The sequence below is a fragment of the Arthrobacter sp. V1I7 genome (assembly GCF_030817015.1).
GTDB lineage: Bacteria > Actinomycetota > Actinomycetes > Actinomycetales > Micrococcaceae > Arthrobacter.
Genome location: NZ_JAUSYS010000001.1, coordinates 930709 through 948578 on the forward strand (window position 1 = coordinate 930709; position 17870 = coordinate 948578).

Consider the following 17870-nt stretch of genomic DNA (forward strand, 5'->3'; position numbering starts at 1 on the left):
GAGCCCGTACCGGCTCCGGGCTAGGCGCCGGTCCCGGAGGCCGTGGCTAGGCGTCGGGGCCCTTGCGCATCTGCTGGACGAGGTCCAGGACGACGGCGCGCAGGTCGCCGCCGTGCTCCGCGGCAACCCGGCGCTGCCGCTGGTAGCCGGCGCCGCGTTCGATGATTTTCAGGACGTCCGCCAGTTCGGCGCTGCAGCCGAGCTTCGCCGCGACCGGCTCCAGCCGGTGGACCGTCTCGCGGAGGTGTTCGGTAACGAGCTGTTCGTTGCCGGCGGCGTCCAGGATGATGATTGCTTCGACGCCGTAGCGGGCCGCCCGCCACTTGTTCTCCTGCACGTGCCACGGCGGCATGGTGGGGATGGTGCCCCCGTTGTCCAGTGTCGTGGAGAACTCGTCGACGAGGCACTGCGTCAGGGCGGCGATGGCGCCGACTTCCTCCAAGGTGGCCAGGCCGTCGCAAATGCGCATCTCGATGGTGCCAAGGGCGGGGACGGGACGGATGTCGCAGCGGATCTCGGACAGCGTGTCGATCACGCCCGTGGTGAACATGTCCTGGACATAGGACTCGTAGTCCTCCCAGCTGGAGAACTGGAACGGCAGGCCGGCGGTGGGCAGTTGCTGGAACATCAGGGCACGGTGCGAGGCGTAGCCGGTATCTTCGCCGCCCCAGAACGGGCTGGAGGCGGAGAGCGCCTGGAAGTGCGGGAAGTAGTTCACCAGGCCGTCGAGGACGGGAAGGGCCTTGTCCCGGCGGTCGAGTCCGACGTGCACGTGGACGCCGTAAATGACCATCTGGCGGCCCCACCACTGGGTGCGGTCGATGAGCTTCGCGTAGCGCGCCTTGTCGGTCACGGGCTGGAGCTGCGGCGGGCTGAAAGGGTGGCTGCCGGCGCAGAAGACCTCGACGCCCATCGGGTCGGTGACGTCCCGGACCGCGGCCAGGGAGCTGCTGAGGTCCGCTTTCGCTTCCGCCACCGTGTTGCAGATCCCGGTGACCAGTTCCACGGTGTTCAGCAGCAGTTCCTGCTTGATGTGGGGGTGCTCGTCGTCCTCGTTAAGCTCGGGATGCGCGGCGGCAACCCCGCGGAGCACCTCATTGGCCACCGAGGCGAGTTCGCCGGTTTCTGCGTCGACGAGGGCGAGCTCCCATTCCACACCAAGAGTTGATTGCCTGGATGAAGCGAAATCAATCTTCATGTGGTCCCTTCGCTGTTCTGCTGTCCGTTGCCGTGACCCCATCTGGCAGCGGCACTGGCAGGGCGGTTGGCGGGGGCAACGGTGGTCCAATTCTAGTGCAGGGGTAGCATGGAGTCGGTGCCCAAGTTGCAGCGAAGAAGTGAAAGATTTCACAAAATGACGACGCACGCAGCAGTATTGGCGGCGCTTCTGGGGCTGGTGCTCGGAACAGCCTCTTGTTCCGGGCCGCCGACGCCGGAGCCTTCAGTTCGCCAGCCAACCCCGGAACAGACGGCCGCCGCACCGTCCCCCGAGTCTCCTTCCCCGACTCCTGCCGCCCCCGCGGACGGGCCCGGCATGGCCGGGTCCCTTCTGGACCCGGGATCCCGGCCGCTGGGCTGGGGGCCGCAGCAGCAGGACGCGGACGCGGCGCGCCGGGCCGTCGACGGCATGAGCCTCGAGCAACAGGCAGGGCAGGTCCTGCTTCCCTTCTACCCCGGGCTGGACCACGAGACGCGCGCCTCGGACATGGAACGACTCCACCTGGCCGGCTCCATCATCATGGGCGACAACGTCCCGAAAACGTCCGGCGGTCAGGTGGACACCGGTGCGATGAGCGCTGTCACCCACAGGCTCCAGTCCGCCGCCACGGCGGACGGGCGCAGCTGGCCCGGCATGATCGCCGTGGACCAGGAAGGCGGGGCGGTGGCGCGGTTGCGTGCCCCGCTGACCGAGTGGCCGGCGCCGATGAGCTACGGCGCCGCGGGAAGCGGACCGCTGGCCAGCGAGGCCGGCCGGGCCGTGGCCTCCGAACTCTCCGCACTGGGCTTCAATGTCGACTTCGCCCCTACCGTCGACGTCACCATGGGACCCTCCGATCCGACCATAGGGGCACGGTCCATGTCCGGTAGTGCCGACACTGCAGCGGACCTCGGCGTCGCCTTCTCCCGGGGGATGCTGGCTGCGGGAATGCTGCCCGCGGCGAAGCATTTCCCCGGACACGGCTCCGTGAGCGTGGATTCGCACGAGGGCCTGCCCGTCCAGCCGGCCTCCCTGGACCAGCTCCGCGCCAAGGACCTGTTGCCCTTCCAGGCGGCCATCGATGCCGGGCTGCCCATGGTCATGACCGGCCATATCGCCGTGCCCGCCCTGGAACCGGGGGTGCCCGCGTCCGTGTCGAAAGCAGCGTACGCGGAGCTGCGCGGGATGGGGTTCCGCGGGGTGGCGGTGACGGACGCGCTCAACATGGGAGCGGTCAAGGACCGCTTTCCGCACGGTTCCGTTGCGCCGTTGGCCCTTGCCGCGGGTGCTGATCTGCTGCTCATGCCGGCCGACGTCGGAGCCGCCCATGCCGCGATCATCAGCTCGGTGCGGAGCGGCGCGCTGGCACCCGAACGGCTGGCCGAGGCCGCGCAGCGGGTCGTCACGATGATGGTCTGGCGAGGCCGGACCGGCGCTCCGAAGGGAAGCGAACCGGGAATCGGCACGGAAATCTCGCGGAAGGTTTCCGCGGCGGCGATCACCGTGCTGGCGGGCCCCTGCAGCGGGCCGATGGTGCCCCCGAGCGTGCGATTCACCGGCGGCACGGACCAGGACCGTTCCAGGTTCGCGGCCGCCGCCCGCGACGTCGGGATCAGCATCGGGGAGGGTCCCCTAGTGTCCCTGATCGGCTATGGCCGACCGCCAGCAGATCCGGAGGCACCCGTGGCGGATGTCGCGGTTACCCTCGATGCGCCGTGGGCGCTGGCCGCGTCGGCCGCCCCGGCAAAGATTGCCCTGTACGGCCGGAGCCAGGGCGCCTTCGACGCGCTGGCGGCCGTGCTCGCCGGAAAGGCCGCGGCGCCCGGGAAGCTTCCCGTCGCGGTCGGCGCGTATAACGCCGGGACTGGTTGCGGCTGACCCGCTGAACCAATCCGGGGGCGCGGCTGGCGTTTAATGGAGGCGTGCCCATTCTTAACAAAGACATGACCCTCTGCATCTCCCTCTCGGCCCGGCCGAGCAACAACGGGACGCGCTTCCACAACCATCTGTATGAACAGCTGGGCCTGAACTGGATTTACAAGGCTTTCGCACCCACAAATCTGGCCCAGGCGATCGCCGGGGTGCGGGGCCTGGGAATCCGCGGCTGCGCCGTGTCCATGCCGTACAAAGAGGATGTGATTGCCCTCGTGGACGTGATGGACCCGTCGGCCAAGGCGATCGACTCGGTCAACACCATCGTCAACGACGGCGGTCGCCTCACCGCGTACAACACCGACTACACGGCGATTGAGCAGTTGCTGCGGCACCACGCCGTTCCCGCCGAGTACTCGGTGTGGCTCCGGGGCTCCGGCGGCATGGCCAAGGCAACCGCGGCGGCGCTGCGGGACGCCGGCTTCACGGACGTGACGGTGGTGGCGCGCAACGAGGCGGCGGGACGGTCGCTCGCGGAGCTCTACGGCTTTAAGTGGCTGTCCGAACTCCCGGACTCGGCGGGCCGCGGTACGGCAGAGATGCTCATCAACGTCACGCCGGTGGGAATGGCCGGCGGCCCCGACGCCGGTTCGCTGTCCTTCCCGCAGGACGCGGTGGACGCCGCGAAGGTGGTGTTCGACGTCGTTGCACTGCCCGCCGAAACACCGCTCGTCAAAGCCGGCCGCGCCGCCGGCAAGACCGTGATCACCGGCGCCGAGGTGGCCACGATCCAGGCGCTGGAGCAGTTCGTGCTGTACACCGGGATCCGGCCCAGCGCCGAGCAGGTCCGTGCCGCCGAGGATTTCATGCGGGCACAGTAGCCTGACCGCCCGGCAGGAAGGGCCTCTAGACGGGCTCCACCGAGATGGCCACCCGGTCCTCGCCGATCCTCGTGAGGACCAGGGTGGCCGCTTTTTTGCTCTTGTGTTTGCCGGCGGTGTTCTTCCCGCCCGTGTTCTTGCCGGCGGTGTTCTTCCCGCCCGGGAGGAGCTGCTTGCGCAGCTCCTCGGGCGTCACCGAGGTGCCGCGTTTCTTGATCTCCAGCACGCCGATGCCGCGGTCCTTGACCCACGCCTTGAGCGCTTTGACGTTGTAGGGCATCACTTCCAGGATCCGGTACGCCCGGGCGAACGGCGTGTCCACCTGTTCCGGTGCGCAGATGTAGGCGATGTGCTCGTCCACCAGGTGCCCGCCCAACTGGAGGGCGACGTCGGCCACCAGCCCGGCGCGGATGACGGCGCCGTCGGGCTCATAGAGATATCCCTCGACGGGGCCCACCGGGGCTGCCGGGCCGCCATCGAACTCCTCGGCGCTGGTCAGTTCGGCGGCGCCCTGCGGTCCGAGCAGCAAGGCGGCACGCCGGACGCCGGGACGCCGCACGGAGTTGAACCACAAGGCGACCTCGGTGACGTCCCCGCCGACCGAGACCCACTGCGCCTCGCAGCCCGTGGGCACCGCGTCATGCGGCATTCCCGGACCCATCTTCACCCCGACAGCGAGACCGGAACCGGCCAGGGATTCCGCAAAGGACAGCGGCGGGGAGAAGTCCTCCGGATCCCAGAGCCGTTTGGTCCCGGAGGTGGACGTGGTGCGGCGGGCGGGATCCAGCCAGACGCCGTCGATTCCCGCCAGGGGCACGGCGGTGGCGTCGGCATGGACCACGGTGGCGTTCCGGAACGGGATCAGGTTCATGGTGGCGCAGGCTGCCGTGGTCTCATCCTTCTCCACCGCGGTGACCCGGATGTCCAGGGACGCCAGCGCCATCGCGTCGGCACCCAGGCCGCAGCCAAGGTCCGCCACGTGCCCGGTTCCGGCCTCCGCGAAGCGCTGCGCGTGCCGGGCCGCCACCGTGAGCCGGGTGGCCTGTTCCAGCCCCGCCTGGGTGAAGATCATCTGCCGGGCGAATTCACCGAACTTGGCCTCGGCCTTGGTCCGGAGCCGGGACTGCGTGAGCGCCGCCGAAACCAGTTCGGGGGAGTGGCCGGCCTTGCGGAGCGAGGCGTTGAGCCGGAATGCCTCATCCTCCCGGTACGGTCCCAGGGACGCCAGCAGTTCCCAGCCTTCGGGATTGAGGAGTGGGGCGATCTGGTCCTGCGGTGCGTCAGCCATGGCATCAAGCGTAGTTCAGGCGCCGCTGCCCGGACGCGACGGCTAGGCTGGACGGCATGGATGACAGCGGCAGGGAAACCAGCAGGTTCGCCCGGCCGGCGCTGGTCGCGGGCCTCGTGACCGCCGTCGTCTGCGGGGCGCTACTGGTCATTATCTTCTTCCTTGACTCCTTCAATGCCACCGTCTACTCGGTGGGTGGCAAAGACGTGCAGGACGCCACCGACGAAGCCCGCTCCATCCGCGAGAGCTACGCCGCCGCCCGGATCGGCGGTACCATCTTCCTGATCGTCGGCCTGGCGCTCGCCGCCGCCGGCGGCTTCCTGCTCTACCGGGACCGGAATGCTCCGGGCCGGAACGACGCCGGGGAAGACGGCGAGGACGTGGATTTCGAGGATCTCGGCGGACAGTAGGTTACGGGCGCCCGCCGTGTCGTGGTACCGGCCCCGCGTTCACCTGCGACGTATTTCTGGCACTCGCCTTGACCGAGTGCTAACCATTACATAGAGTCGTCGTTAGCACTCTCCCTAGGAGGGTGCTAACACCTGAAGCTCCACAGCCTGGCTGCTGCCGGCACCGCGACGACGGTCTGTACGCCATGGCACAACAGCTTTAAAGTCCACGAATTTGCTGACGAATAGGAGAGGTCCTTGTCGGTCTCTATTAAGCCTCTTGAGGATCGTATTGTTGTCCGCCCGCTCGAAGCCGAGCAGACCACGGCTTCCGGCCTGGTCATCCCGGACTCCGCGCAGGAAAAGCCGCAGGAAGGTGAAGTTGTCGCAGTAGGCCTCGGCCGCATTGACGACAACGGCAACCGCGTTCCGATCGATGTCACCGTCGGCGACGTTGTCATCTACTCCAAGTACGGCGGAACCGAAGTCAAGACCGGCGGCACCGAGTACCTCGTGCTGTCCGCCCGCGACGTTCTGGCGATCGTCGTAAAGTAACTCTCTTGGACCCCGCGCCGCCGATCCTTCTTTGACGGGTCCGTTGCGCGGGGTTCTGTCTTGAAAGGACAAAACCATGGCAAAGCAGCTTGCGTTTAACGACGCTGCCCGCCGGTCGCTTGAAGCCGGCATCGATAAGCTCGCCAACACGGTCAAGGTGACGCTTGGCCCGCGCGGCCGCAACGTCGTGCTGGACAAAAAGTGGGGCGCCCCCACGATCACCAACGATGGCGTCACCATCGCCCGTGAAGTCGAACTGGACGACCCCTACGAGAACCTTGGCGCGCAGCTTGCCAAGGAGGTCGCCACCAAGACCAACGATGTCGCCGGTGACGGCACCACCACCGCCACAGTTTTGGCACAGGCCCTGGTCAAGGAAGGCCTCCGCAACGTTGCGGCCGGCGCCGCCCCGGGCCAGATCAAGCGCGGCATCGAGGTCTCGGTCGAGGCCGTCGCCGCCCGCCTGCTCGAGAACGCCCGTCCGGTCGAGGGAACCCAGGTCGCCAACGTGGCCTCCATCTCCGCGCAGAGCGACGAGGTCGGCGAGCTCCTGGCCGAGGCCTTCGGCAAGGTCGGCAAGGATGGTGTGATCACCATCGAGGAGTCCTCCACCACGCAGACCGAACTGGTCCTCACCGAGGGCATGCAGTTCGACAAGGGCTACCTGTCCCCGTACTTCGTCACGGACGCGGAACGCCAGGAAGCAGTCCTCGAAGACGCGCTGATCCTGATCAACCAGGGCAAGATCTCCTCCGTGCAGGAATTCCTGCCGCTGCTGGAAAAGGCGCTGCAGAGCTCCAAGCCGCTCTTCATCATTGCCGAAGACGTCGACGGCGAGGCACTCTCCACGCTGATCGTCAACCGCATCCGCGGCACGCTGAACGTCGTTGCCGTCAAGGCTCCGGGCTTCGGTGACCGCCGCAAGGCCATGCTGCAGGACATCGCCACCCTCACCGGCGCCCAGGTTGTCTCACCGGAACTGGGCCTCAGCCTGGACAGCGTCGGCCTTGAGGTGCTGGGTACCGCCCGGCGCATCACCGTCACGAAGGACAACACCACCATCGTCGACGGCGCCGGTTCGGCCGAGGACGTCGCAGCCCGGGTCTCCCAGCTGCGCGCCGAGCTGACCCGCACCGATTCGGACTGGGACAAGGAAAAGCTCCAGGAACGCCTGGCCAAGCTGGCCGGCGGCATCGGCGTGATCAAGGTCGGCGCTGCCACCGAGGTCGAGCTGAAGGAAAAGAAGCACCGCATCGAGGACGCAGTGTCCTCCACCCGCGCTGCCCTCGAAGAAGGCATCGTGGCCGGCGGCGGCGCCGCCCTCATCCACGCCCTCAAGGCGCTCGACGAGGATCCTGCCGTCCAGGCGCTCGAAGGTGACGCGGCCGCTGCCGTCGGCATCGTCCGCCGCGCACTGACCCAGCCGCTGCGCTGGATCGCGCAGAACGCCGGCTTCGACGGCTACGTCGTCGTTGCCAAGGTGGCGGAATCCGCCAACAACCAGGGCTTCAACGCCAAGACCGGCGACTACGAAGACCTGATTGCTGCCGGCGTCATCGATCCGGTCAAGGTGACGCGTGCAGCACTGCGCAACGCCGCCTCGATCGCGGCACTGGTGCTCACCACGGAAACCCTCGTGGTCGAGAAGCCGGCCGACGAAGAGCAGCACGCGGGCCACCAGCACTAAGGCGGGCCGCGGGCGCCTGCCGGCGCCGCAGCATTCTGAACACCAGGAAGGGCCGGACCAGCACAAAGCTGGTCCGGCCCTTCCGCTTTATCGGCCCCGGGAACGGCAGGGCCCGGAAGAGCCCGCGGCATTCCCTGTGATTGGCCAGACAAATTACGGTTCGGTAACGTTGATGCTTTGGAAACCGGCTGAAGGGTCTATTTGTGTCGATCGATCGAACCATCGCCGGCCCGGGCAACACGGAAGCGATTTCCCCCACACGCCAAAAATCCAGCTACCGCCCGGAAGTCCAGGGCCTCCGCGCACTCGCCGTCCTCATGGTGGTCACCTACCATGTGTGGCTCGGCCGGGTCTCCGGCGGGGTTGACATTTTTCTGCTGATCTCTGCCTTCCTGATGACGCTCAGCTTCGCCCGGAAGGTGGACAGCGGGAAGCCCCTGCGCCTTGTGAGCCACTGGCTCCACCTGCTCAAGCGGCTGCTCCCGGCCGTCGTCGTCGTCATCCTTGGCATCCTGGCCGGCACCCGGGTCATCCTCCCGGAAAGCCGCTGGCCCGACGTGCTGGACCAGGCCTGGGCTTCCCTGCTGTACCGGCAGAACTGGCTGCTGGCGGACACGGCCGTCGACTACTACGCGCAGGACCACTCCGGCGCCAGCCCCCTGCAGCACTTCTGGTCGTTGTCCATCCAGGGCCAGGTCTTCCTGCTCTGGCCGCTCGTGTTCGCCGGCGCGGCGCTGCTCCGCACGCTGCTCTGCCGGCTCCTTCGACGGTGGCCGCCGTTGCAGAACAAGCTGGGCTATCCGGCGCTGCTGGCCGCGGCCTTCGGCGCAATCTTCGTCGCCTCGCTGCTGTACTCCATCCAGCAGACCGCCACGAACCAGGCCTACGCCTACTTCGACACCCGCACCCGGCTCTGGGAATTCGCCCTAGGCTCCCTGCTGGCCCTTGCCCTGCCCCATCTCAAGCCCGGCAAGGCGCTCCGGGTGGTGCTCGGCTGGACCGGCCTCGCCGCCATGCTGTCCTGCGGGCTGTTGCTCACCGTGGACCGGTCCTTCCCGGGTTTCATCGCGCTGTGGCCCACCCTCGCCGCGGCCGCCATCATTGTGGCGGGGCAAAGTGGCAGCCGCCTCGGCGTCGACCGCTTCCTGACCTGGAAGCCGCTCGTCGCCCTCGGTGACAACTCCTACGCGCTCTACCTGTGGCACTGGCCGCTGCTGGTGCTGGCCCTGGCCGGGATGGGGATCAGTTCACCGAATCTGATGCAGGGCCTGGGCGTTGTGGCCGCGTCCGTCGTGCTGGCCGTGCTCACCACACGGTTCGTGGAGAAACCGCTGCGCGACTGGCACTGGCCGAAGCTGCGGACGTGGCGGACCGCCGTCGTGATCGTGGCGTGCGGTGCCCTGCTCGCGGGCCCGGTCTCCGTGTGGCAGAGCAAGCTGATGGCCGACGAGGCCGCGGCGGCGTCGCAGCCCAAGGAACTGACGCCGGGCGCCGCGGCCCTGTCGCCCGAAAACGCCGGCAAGCCGACGCCGGCCGCGACGATCATCCCGGCCCCCGTCGCGATGAAAAACGAATGGGCGGACATCGACGGACCGTGCACGGACGGGAACGTCCCGAGCGATCCGCTGCTGGCCGGCTGCCTGCAGAACAGCCGGCCGGAGACCGTCACCAAGCGGATCGTGGTGCTCGGCGACTCGCACGCCCAGCAGTACATGGCCGCGCTCGGCCCGATCGCCCGGAGCCATGGCTGGGAAGTCGTTGCGCTGCTCAAGGGCAACTGCCGCTTCGGCGGCGAGTCCCCGGACCGCGACGCCTGGTGCAACGCCTTCAACGAGGCAAGCGCCGCCTACGTCCGGGAACACCGCCCGGACGCGGTCTTCACGGTGGCTTCGCTGACACACATAGCCGCCCCGTTCGAGACCGAGGTGCCGGGCTACCTGGAGGGCATCAAGCCGTTCACCGAGGCCGGCATCGAGGTGGTGGGTGTCCGCGACAATCCGCGCTTCGGCCTGAACATGCCCGAATGCGTGCAGAAGCACGGACCGGACGCCCCGCAGTGCAATGTACCGCTCCAGGAAGCGCTGGCCGGGTCCTCACCCCTGGACGCCTACCGGGGGAAAGTCTCCGGGCTGCACCTTCTGGACCTCAGCGACTTCATCTGCGCCGGCGGCACCTGCCCCGCCGTTGTGGGCAACGTGTACGTCTACAAGGACGACAACCACCTGACCAAGACCTATGTCCAGAGCATGATCCCGATGTTCGAACAGCGACTGCTGGCGGCCACCGGCTGGAAGTGACGGTCCGGCCGTTCGAACCTGGGAAGGGCTGCGGCTCCGGGAAATGCGCGCGTGGGGCGGATGCCGTTGCTCACATTTCCGTCCCGGAATATGGGGATCGCCGCCAAGGTTCTACTATTTATTCAACACTTCTGCACAGGCCATGCCCGTAATGACGGGCTGGTCATCTGTTGCAATCCCTACCCGTGAACCCCGTAACCAAGGTAAGAGGCGCACTCATGACCCAGCCCGAACACAACCCCTTCGGCTTCATCGGCCTGACCTACGACGACGTCCTGCTGCTGCCCGGCCACACGGACGTCATCCCCTCCGAGGCGGACACGTCGTCCCGGATTTCCAAGCGCATCTCCGTCCAGACTCCGCTGCTGTCCGCGGCCATGGACACCGTCACGGAGTCGCGGATGGCCATCGCCATGGCGCGCCAGGGCGGACTGGGCGTCGTGCACCGCAACCTCTCCATCGAAGACCAGGCCGACCAGGTGGACCGGGTCAAGCGCAGCGAGTCCGGCATGATCACCAATCCGCTGACCATCGGCCCCGAGGCCACGCTGGCGGAGCTGGACGAGATCTGCGCCCGCTACCGCGTTTCCGGTCTTCCGGTGGTGGACGAGGGCAACAGGCTGCTGGGCATCGTCACCAACCGCGACACCCGCTTCGTGCCGGAAGCTGATTTCCCGCTCCGCCTCGTCAGCGACGTCATGACCAAGATGCCGCTCGTCACCGGACACGTCGGGATCAGCCGGGAGGAAGCCTCGCACAAGCTTGCGACCAACAAGATCGAAAAGCTCCCGCTCGTGGACGAGCAGGGCCGGCTCAGGGGCCTCATCACCACCAAGGACTTCACCAAGGCCGAGCAGTACCCGCTGGCCACCAAGGACGAGGAAGGCCGGCTGCGTGTCGGGGCGGCCATCGGGTTCTTCGGCGACGGCTGGGAGCGGGCCATGGCCCTGATCGACGCCGGCGTGGACGCCCTGTTCGTGGACACCGCCAACGGCCACTCGCAGGGCGTGCTGGACATGATCCGACGGCTGAAGTCCGATCCGGCCGCCGCCCACGTGGACATCATCGGCGGCCAGGCCGCCACCCGCGAAGGCGCCCAGGCCCTGATCGACGCCGGCGCGGACGGCATCAAGGTCGGCGTAGGCCCCGGCTCGATCTGCACCACCCGCGTCGTGGCCGGCGTCGGAGTCCCGCAGATCACCGCCATCTATGAGTCGGCCAAGGCGGCCATTCCCGCCGGAGTGCCGCTGATCGCCGACGGCGGCCTGCAGTACTCCGGCGACATCGGCAAGGCGCTGGTTGCCGGGGCCGACACCGTCATGCTCGGCTCGCTGCTGGCCGGCTGTGACGAGTCCCCGGGAGACCTGATCTTCGTCAACGGCAAGCAGTTTAAGAGCTACCGCGGCATGGGTTCCCTCGGGGCGATGCAGACCCGCGGGAAGAATACCTCCTACTCCAAGGACCGCTACTTCCAGGCCGACGTCTCCGGCGACGACAAGCTCATCCCGGAAGGCATCGAAGGCCGGGTGCCCTACCGCGGCCCGCTGGCGTCCGTGGCGTACCAGCTGGTCGGCGGCCTCCGCCAGACCATGTTCTACACCGGTGCGCCGACCGTCCCCGAGCTCAAGGCCCGCGGAAAATTCGTCCGCATCACACCGGCCGGGCTGAAGGAATCGCACCCGCACGACATCCAGATGACGGTGGAAGCACCGAACTACGGTTCACGCTAAGCCCCACCCGGTCCCTAACCTCGCAAGTCCGCACCGGCTCCCTGCCCTCGCAAGCTCGGGCCGGGGCCCTCGCCGGAGCGGCTCCCCGGCCAGGGAACCCGGCGGGCGTGGCCCCCAGCGCAACCAGCGGCCGCGGCCCGGAACTAGGCTGAAGGCATGTCCGAACTTCGTCCCGCGCATGAGCCGAAGCGCAAGCTGGCGCTGCGCCCGTACGCTCGCGCCGTCGCGCAGGTGCTCCGGGTCAGTTTCCGGGCCTCGCCGGCAGCTGTGGTGATGAAGGTTGTGGGCTCACTCATTTCGGCCCTGCTGCCGCTGGTCACCACCTACTTCGCGGCCCTGACCACGACGGCGCTGGCGGCCGCCTACGCGGGGGACGCCGCGGCGGGCCAGCAGGCCGTCGTGTATGTTGTCATCACCGCGGCCCTGGGCCTGTTCTGGGGTGCGTTCAGCAGTGTGGACCGCTACATCCAGCAGCTCATGAGCTTCCGGGTGGGGGCGATCGTGGGGGACCTGATGTACGAGCGGTTCCTGGCGCTCGAATTCTGGCGCTATGACGACAAGGAAACGGTCGACCTCTACGACCGGGCCAAACGGTTCTCCGATTCCTACGCCCGGGTGCTGGACCGGATCGCGGCCATCTTCACGCAGCTGGTCTCGGTGATCCTGGCCATCGGTGCCCTGATGCTGGTCAGCTGGTGGATCGCGGTGATCGTCCTGGTGGCGATCGTGCCCAGCGTGTACCTGCAGTTCAAACTCTCGCGTGAGCAGATCGCGCACTGGAACACCCAGATTGATTCCCGCCGGCAGCGACGGATGATCGAGACCAACCTCCTGCGCCCGCAGCATATCGCCGAGATGCGCCTCTACGGGATCGTGGGCTATCTGATGGGGCTACGCTCCCGGCTGCGGGACGCGGACGAGAAGCGCAGGCTGGATTTCCAGAAACGCTATATCCCCAAGCAGCTCGCGGCCGACGCCCTGCAGTACGGTGCGGAGGTGGTTTCGCTGATCTGGGTGGTGGGCCAGATCATCGCCCGGGCCCAGCCGGTGGGGCAGTTCCTCTACGTCCAGCAGATTGTCAGCCGCGCCCTGTCCACCGCCAACAACCTCGTATCCTCGCTCAGCTCGATCGACGAGGACCTCGCGAACCTCAAGGACTACGAGCTGTTCATGGCGCTGCCGGTGCACTCCAGCCACGCCCCGCCCCTGCTGCAGGCGCCGACGACGGTGGAACTGCGGAACATCCGTTTCACCTACACCGGCAGCGACCTGGAGGTCATCAAGGGCATCTCGCTGACCATCAAGGAAGGCCAGCACATCGCCATCGTGGGGGAGAACGGTGCCGGCAAATCAACCCTGATCCGGATCCTCGCCGGGTTGTACCGCCCGGACTCGGGGCAGGTACTGCTCGACGGCGTCGACCTTGCCGCCGTGGACGTGACGTCCTGGCACCGCCATCTGGCGGTGCTGAGCCAGGAGTTCCTCAAGTACGAGTTCGCCACCGCCGCGGAGAACATCTTCTTCGGCGACGTCGACCCGCCCCGGGACGACGGGCGGATCCGCCGGGCCGCGGCCGATGCCGAGGCGCTGGACTTTCTCAACAAGCTGCCCAACGGGCTGGACAACCATGTCAGCAACTGGATGGAGGATCCGCGCGGGCGGAAGGGGAGCGGGCTCTCGGGCGGGCAGTGGCAGCGTCTTGCGATGGCCCGGAACTTCTACCGGAACGCCTCTTTCATGGTGATGGACGAGCCCACCTCGGCCATCGACGCGCTGGCCGAACACCGGATCTTCACGCGCCTTTTCGCGGACCGCAGCAGCACGATCATTGCCATCAGCCACCGGCTCGCGACGATCGAGAAGGCGGATGTGGTGTACATGCTGGAGGAAGGCCGGATCGTGGAACAGGGCACCCACAAGGAACTCGTGGCGTTGCGGGGCCGCTACTACCGGATGTTCGAATCCCAGCTCACTGTTCCGGACACGGAGAACGTCAGCGGGGAATGACGGGAGCGCCCTCGATGGTTGTCCGGACGCGGTCCCGGCGATGTGTCCGCGGAAGAACCAGCGCTGATTCATGACGCCTCTGTACGTCGACGCCGAGGCTCCCGTCCGCTGGGATAACCTAGAGCAGTGACTTACGAGATTGAGATTGGCCGTGGCAAGCGTGGGCGTCGTGCCTACTCCCTGGACGACATTGCGATCGTCCCCAACCGACGTACGCGGGACCCCAAGGACGTTTCAGTTTCCTGGCAGATCGATGCCTACAAGTTCGATATGCCGGTCATCGCGGCGCCGATGGATTCCGCCATGTCGCCGGAGACGGTGATCGCCCTCGGCCGGCTGGGCGGACTCGGCGTGCTGGACCTCGAGGGCCTCTGGACCCGGTATGAGGAGCCGCAAGCAGTGCTGGACCAGATCGCGGCGCTCCAGGACGAGACCAACAGCCCGGCTGTTACGCGCCGCATGCAGGAGCTCTACCAGGCGCCCATCCAGCCCGAGCTGATCACCTCACGGCTGGCCGAGATCCGCGCAGCCGGCGTCACCGTCGCCGGGTCCCTGACCCCGCAGCGGACGCAGGAACACTACAAGACCGTCGTGGCCGCCGGCGTCGACATCTTCGTGATCCGCGGAACCACCGTCTCGGCCGAGCACGTCTCGAAGGACCATGAACCGCTGAACCTCAAGCAGTTCATCTACGAACTGGACGTTCCCGTGATTGTCGGCGGCGCAGCCGGCTACACGCCGGCCCTGCACCTGATGCGCACCGGCGCGGCCGGCGTACTCGTCGGCTTCGGCGGCGGCGCCACGACGACGACGCGCCGGGCCCTCGGCATCCACTCGCCGATGGCCTCCGCCATCTCCGATGTTGCGGCAGCACGGCGTGACTACATGGACGAATCCGGCGGGCGTTACGTCCACGTGATCGCCGACGGCGGCATGGGTTCCTCCGGCAACATCGTCAAGGCCATCGCCATGGGCGCCGACGCCGTGATGCTGGGCAGCGCCCTGGCGCGCGCCGACGAAGCCCCCGGAAAGGGCTGGCACTGGGGCCAGGAGGCCCACCACCTCGAACTTCCCCGCGGCGACAGGGTCAACGTCGGCACGGTCGGTCCGCTGGAAGAAGTGCTCTTCGGGCCGGGCCACCAAACCAACGGAACGTCCAACCTGATCGGTGCCCTCCGCCGGTCGATGGCGACCACGGGCTACTCGGACCTGAAAGAATTCCAGCGGGTCGACGTCGTCGTCTCGCCGTACGAAGGCAACTGACCGTCCCCTGCCCATCCGGTGGACTTGGACGTAGTCTGGTGCCCTACGAGGTTCGATCCGGATGGAGGCGTGACATGAACAGTTTTCCCGGCGGTTCTGCCGTGGCCGGAGGCGCCCTGGGCCCTGCCGAACGCGAGGCTTCACTCGCGGTGCTCAAGGGCTCCACCGATCCGGGCAAGGAACTCGACATCCTGATCGTGGGCGGCGGCATCGTGGGCACCGGCGCCGCCCTCGACGCCGTCACACGCGGCCTGACCGTCGGCATCGTGGAGGCGAACGACTGGGCCGCGGGAACATCCTCGCGGTCCTCGAAGCTCATCCATGGTGGCCTCCGCTACCTCGAAATGCTCGACTTTGGCCTGGTCAAGGAGGCGCTGCACGAGCGCGGCCTCATTCTCTCGGTGCTGGCCCCGCATCTGGCCCGGCCGGTCCCGTTCCTGTACCCGCTCACCAAACCGTTCCTGGAGCGGCCCTACGTTGGCGCGGGCATCGCACTCTACGACGCGATGTCCATCACCGGCGGGCACAGCCGCGGCGTCCCGTTCCACAAACACCTGACCCGCCGCGCAACCCTGCGCGCCGCACCCAGCCTCAAGGACGACGCCTTCGTGGGCTCCATCCGGTACTACGACGGCCAGGTCGACGACGCCAAGTACGTCGCGAACCTCGTCCGTACCGCCGCATATTACGGAGCCCACGCGGTGAACCAGACGTCCGTGGTGGACTTCCTGCGCGAGGGCGAACGCGTGGTCGGCGCCAAGGTGATCAACCATGAGGACGGCTCCACCTTCAACGTGCGCGCCAAGCAGGTCATCAACGCCACCGGTGTCTGGACCGACGAGACCCAGGCCATGGTCACAGACCGCGGCCAGCTCAAGGTCCGGGCGTCCAAGGGCATCCACCTGGTGGTCCCGCGGGACCGTTTCCAGTCCACGGTGGGTCTCATCCTGCGGACCGAAAAATCCGTGCTGTTCGTCATCCCCTGGGGCCGGCATTGGATCATCGGGACCACCGACACCGACTGGCACCTGGACAAGGCCCACCCGGCGGCCTCCAGCAAGGACATCGACTACATCCTGGAGCATGTCAACAAGGTCCTGAAACGCCCGCTCACGCGCGAGGACGTCGAGGGGGTCTATGCCGGACTGCGTCCGCTGCTGGCGGGCGAGAATGACTCCACCGCCAAACTCTCCCGCGAGCACGTCGTGGCGCATCCGGTGCCCGGACTCGTCGTCGTGGCCGGCGGCAAGTGGACCACCTACCGGATCATGGCCAAGGACGCCGTCGATGAGGCGACCCGCAGTATGGACGAACGTGTCCCGGACAGCTGCACTGAATCCATTCCGCTGCTCGGCGCGAGCGGCTTCAAGGCCGCCTGGAACAAGCGGAACCGGATGGCGGAAGAGTCCGGCATCCACGTGGCACGGATCGAGCACCTGCTCAGCCGGTACGGTGCCATGACCCCCGAAGTACTGGCCCTCATCGCTGAACGTCCGGAACTGGCCGAACCGCTGCCGGGGGCGGACGATTACCTCGGCGCCGAGGCTGTCTATGCCGCCAGCCATGAAGGGGCCCGCCACGTGCAGGACGTGCTGACCCGGCGTACCCGCATCTCGATTGAGGCGTGGGACCGCGGTGTATCCGCCGCTCCGGTAGTCGCTAGACTTATGGGGGATGTTCTCGGCTGGAGCGATGCGCAGCGCGAGAGTGAAGTCAAGCATTACCTGGCCCGGGTCGACGCCGAACGGTTGAGCCAGGAGCAGCCGGATGATGAGTCCGCCGACGCCGCGCGAATGGGCGTCGAGGACATCGTTCCGCTGCGCTGACCGGAAACGCTGGACTGCAGGCCCGAAACCTCGGGCTGCAGGACGGCCTGCACCCACGCCACTTCGAAGGGACACCACTTGGCGGAACCACTGGACAGGTATGACGCCGACCTCACCACCCCCGAGATGGTGATCCTCGAGATGGACGCCACGGACAAACTCGACGCCGCGTCCCAGCTCGCTGAACGGATGCATGCCGCCGGGCGGATCTCCGATCTGGAAGGATTCCTCAAGCACGTCAACGCCCGGGAGCATCAGCTTGCCACGGGACTTCCCGGCGGCATCGGCCTGCCTCATGCCCGCAGTGAGTTTGTCTCCCGGACCTCGATTGCGGTCGGCATCACAAAGTACGGCAGAGCCCTCGACTTCGGCGCCGCCGACGGCCCGGCCACCGTGGTCCTTCTGATCGCGACCCCGGCAAGCTCTTTCTCCGACCACCTCGAAGTTCTGGCCACGCTGGCCCGCTCGCTGTCCAAGGAAACGTTCCGCGAGTCGCTCCGACGCGCCTACGATCCCGAAGTGATCGCGGAACTCATCAACTCCAGCCTGGTCTTCTTCGACCACTGAGATTGGGGCAGGCCCTTCGTGTCGACTCCGTCCGCCACGCTGGGACCCGGGTCGAGTCCGGATTCCGCCAGCTCAAAGACACCAAGGCGCTCTCCTTCTCCCCGATGTTCCCCGAGCCCGCGCCCGAGATCCGCGCCGACGCCTTCTACTGCGTCCCAGACCCTGGCCGCCGCAACGGATGCGCCGCCAGGCCGATCAGGCAGGGATCCAGCTCAGCGTGCCTGGACTTCTCGACTCCCTGGGAACCATGGAGAGACCCTGCTGCTACCCGTCCACCGGCGGACGGCCCAAGCCTGCCGCGTGCTCACCG

13 protein-coding genes are annotated in these 17870 nt (G+C 67.4%); 11 read left to right on the top strand and 2 right to left on the bottom strand.

All coding sequences use genetic code 11. The annotated features are described in order from the left end of the window. Positions 1-46 precede the first annotated feature (46 nt). Positions 47-1198, bottom strand: a complete 1152-nt coding sequence (locus QFZ69_RS04490) for a glutamate--cysteine ligase (RefSeq protein ID WP_306915867.1) — start codon at positions 1196-1198, stop codon at positions 47-49. Positions 1199-1354: 156 nt separating this feature from the next. On the opposite strand from QFZ69_RS04490, the gene QFZ69_RS04495 reads away from it, so the two are divergent. Together QFZ69_RS04495 and QFZ69_RS04500 are read left to right on the top strand one after the other, a co-directional pair. Further along, positions 1355-3076: a glycoside hydrolase family 3 N-terminal domain-containing protein gene (locus QFZ69_RS04495; RefSeq protein ID WP_306915869.1), complete on the top strand. Its 1722-nt coding sequence runs from the start codon at positions 1355-1357 to the stop codon at positions 3074-3076. 44 nt (positions 3077-3120) lie between these two features. Next, positions 3121-3951, top strand: a complete 831-nt coding sequence (locus QFZ69_RS04500) for a shikimate 5-dehydrogenase (RefSeq protein ID WP_306915870.1) — start codon at positions 3121-3123, stop codon at positions 3949-3951. 25 nt (positions 3952-3976) lie between these two features. On the opposite strand, the gene QFZ69_RS04505 is transcribed toward QFZ69_RS04500, so the two are convergent. After that, complete coding sequence (locus tag QFZ69_RS04505) at positions 3977-5239, bottom strand: class I SAM-dependent methyltransferase (protein WP_306915873.1); 1263 nt, start codon at positions 5237-5239, stop codon at positions 3977-3979. A 56-nt stretch (positions 5240-5295) separates the two neighbouring features. Between QFZ69_RS04505 and QFZ69_RS04510 the strand changes: the two genes are divergently transcribed. The 9 genes from QFZ69_RS04510 to QFZ69_RS04550 all read left to right on the top strand — a co-directional run bounded on the left by QFZ69_RS04510 (position 5296) and on the right by QFZ69_RS04550 (position 17560). Further along, positions 5296-5649 (top strand): hypothetical protein, encoded by a 354-nt coding sequence (locus QFZ69_RS04510; RefSeq protein WP_306915875.1) that lies wholly within the window; start codon positions 5296-5298, stop codon positions 5647-5649. 237 nt (positions 5650-5886) lie between these two features. Next, positions 5887-6183, top strand: coding sequence for a co-chaperone GroES (gene groES, locus QFZ69_RS04515; RefSeq protein WP_306915877.1), 297 nt, complete (start codon positions 5887-5889; stop codon positions 6181-6183). Positions 6184-6259: 76 nt separating this feature from the next. Then, positions 6260-7870, top strand: a complete 1611-nt coding sequence (groL, locus tag QFZ69_RS04520; RefSeq protein ID WP_306915879.1) for a chaperonin GroEL — start codon at positions 6260-6262, stop codon at positions 7868-7870. Between the two features lie 221 nt (positions 7871-8091). Next, positions 8092-10167 carry an acyltransferase family protein gene (locus tag QFZ69_RS04525; protein WP_306919592.1) on the top strand — a complete coding sequence of 692 codons (2076 nt, stop codon included), beginning with the start codon at positions 8092-8094 and terminating at the stop codon, positions 10165-10167. Between the two features lie 218 nt (positions 10168-10385). Continuing rightward, positions 10386-11897, top strand: coding sequence for an IMP dehydrogenase (gene guaB / locus QFZ69_RS04530; protein WP_306915880.1), 1512 nt, complete (start codon positions 10386-10388; stop codon positions 11895-11897). Positions 11898-12053: 156 nt separating this feature from the next. Beyond that, a complete protein-coding gene (locus tag QFZ69_RS04535; RefSeq protein ID WP_306915881.1) occupies positions 12054-13904 on the top strand; it encodes an ABC transporter ATP-binding protein in 1851 nt (616 codons plus the stop codon). A 126-nt stretch (positions 13905-14030) separates the two neighbouring features. Continuing rightward, positions 14031-15167, top strand: a complete 1137-nt coding sequence (locus QFZ69_RS04540; protein WP_306915882.1) for a GuaB3 family IMP dehydrogenase-related protein — start codon at positions 14031-14033, stop codon at positions 15165-15167. A 74-nt stretch (positions 15168-15241) separates the two neighbouring features. Then, positions 15242-16993, top strand: coding sequence for a glycerol-3-phosphate dehydrogenase/oxidase (locus tag QFZ69_RS04545; protein WP_306915884.1), 1752 nt, complete (start codon positions 15242-15244; stop codon positions 16991-16993). A gap of 78 nt (positions 16994-17071) precedes the next feature. Then, complete coding sequence (locus tag QFZ69_RS04550; RefSeq protein ID WP_306915885.1) at positions 17072-17560, top strand: PTS sugar transporter subunit IIA; 489 nt, start codon at positions 17072-17074, stop codon at positions 17558-17560. Positions 17561-17870: the final 310 nt, after the last annotated feature.

What these genes read in the sequence shown, in the direction of transcription:
- QFZ69_RS04495 (WP_306915869.1), top strand. Translation starts at nt 1,355, where the DNA reads ATGACGACGCACGCAGCAGTATTGGCGGCGCTTCTGGGGCTGGTGCTC.
- groL (WP_306915879.1), top strand. Translation starts at nt 6,260, where the DNA reads ATGGCAAAGCAGCTTGCGTTTAACGACGCTGCCCGCCGGTCGCTTGAA.
- QFZ69_RS04545 (WP_306915884.1), top strand. Translation starts at nt 15,242, where the DNA reads ATGAACAGTTTTCCCGGCGGTTCTGCCGTGGCCGGAGGCGCCCTGGGC.
- QFZ69_RS04505 (WP_306915873.1), bottom strand. Translation starts at nt 5,239, where the DNA reads ATGGCTGACGCACCGCAGGACCAGATCGCCCCACTCCTCAATCCCGAA.
- guaB (WP_306915880.1), top strand. Translation starts at nt 10,386, where the DNA reads ATGACCCAGCCCGAACACAACCCCTTCGGCTTCATCGGCCTGACCTAC.
- QFZ69_RS04510 (WP_306915875.1), top strand. Translation starts at nt 5,296, where the DNA reads ATGGATGACAGCGGCAGGGAAACCAGCAGGTTCGCCCGGCCGGCGCTG.
- QFZ69_RS04535 (WP_306915881.1), top strand. Translation starts at nt 12,054, where the DNA reads ATGTCCGAACTTCGTCCCGCGCATGAGCCGAAGCGCAAGCTGGCGCTG.
- QFZ69_RS04490 (WP_306915867.1), bottom strand. Translation starts at nt 1,198, where the DNA reads ATGAAGATTGATTTCGCTTCATCCAGGCAATCAACTCTTGGTGTGGAA.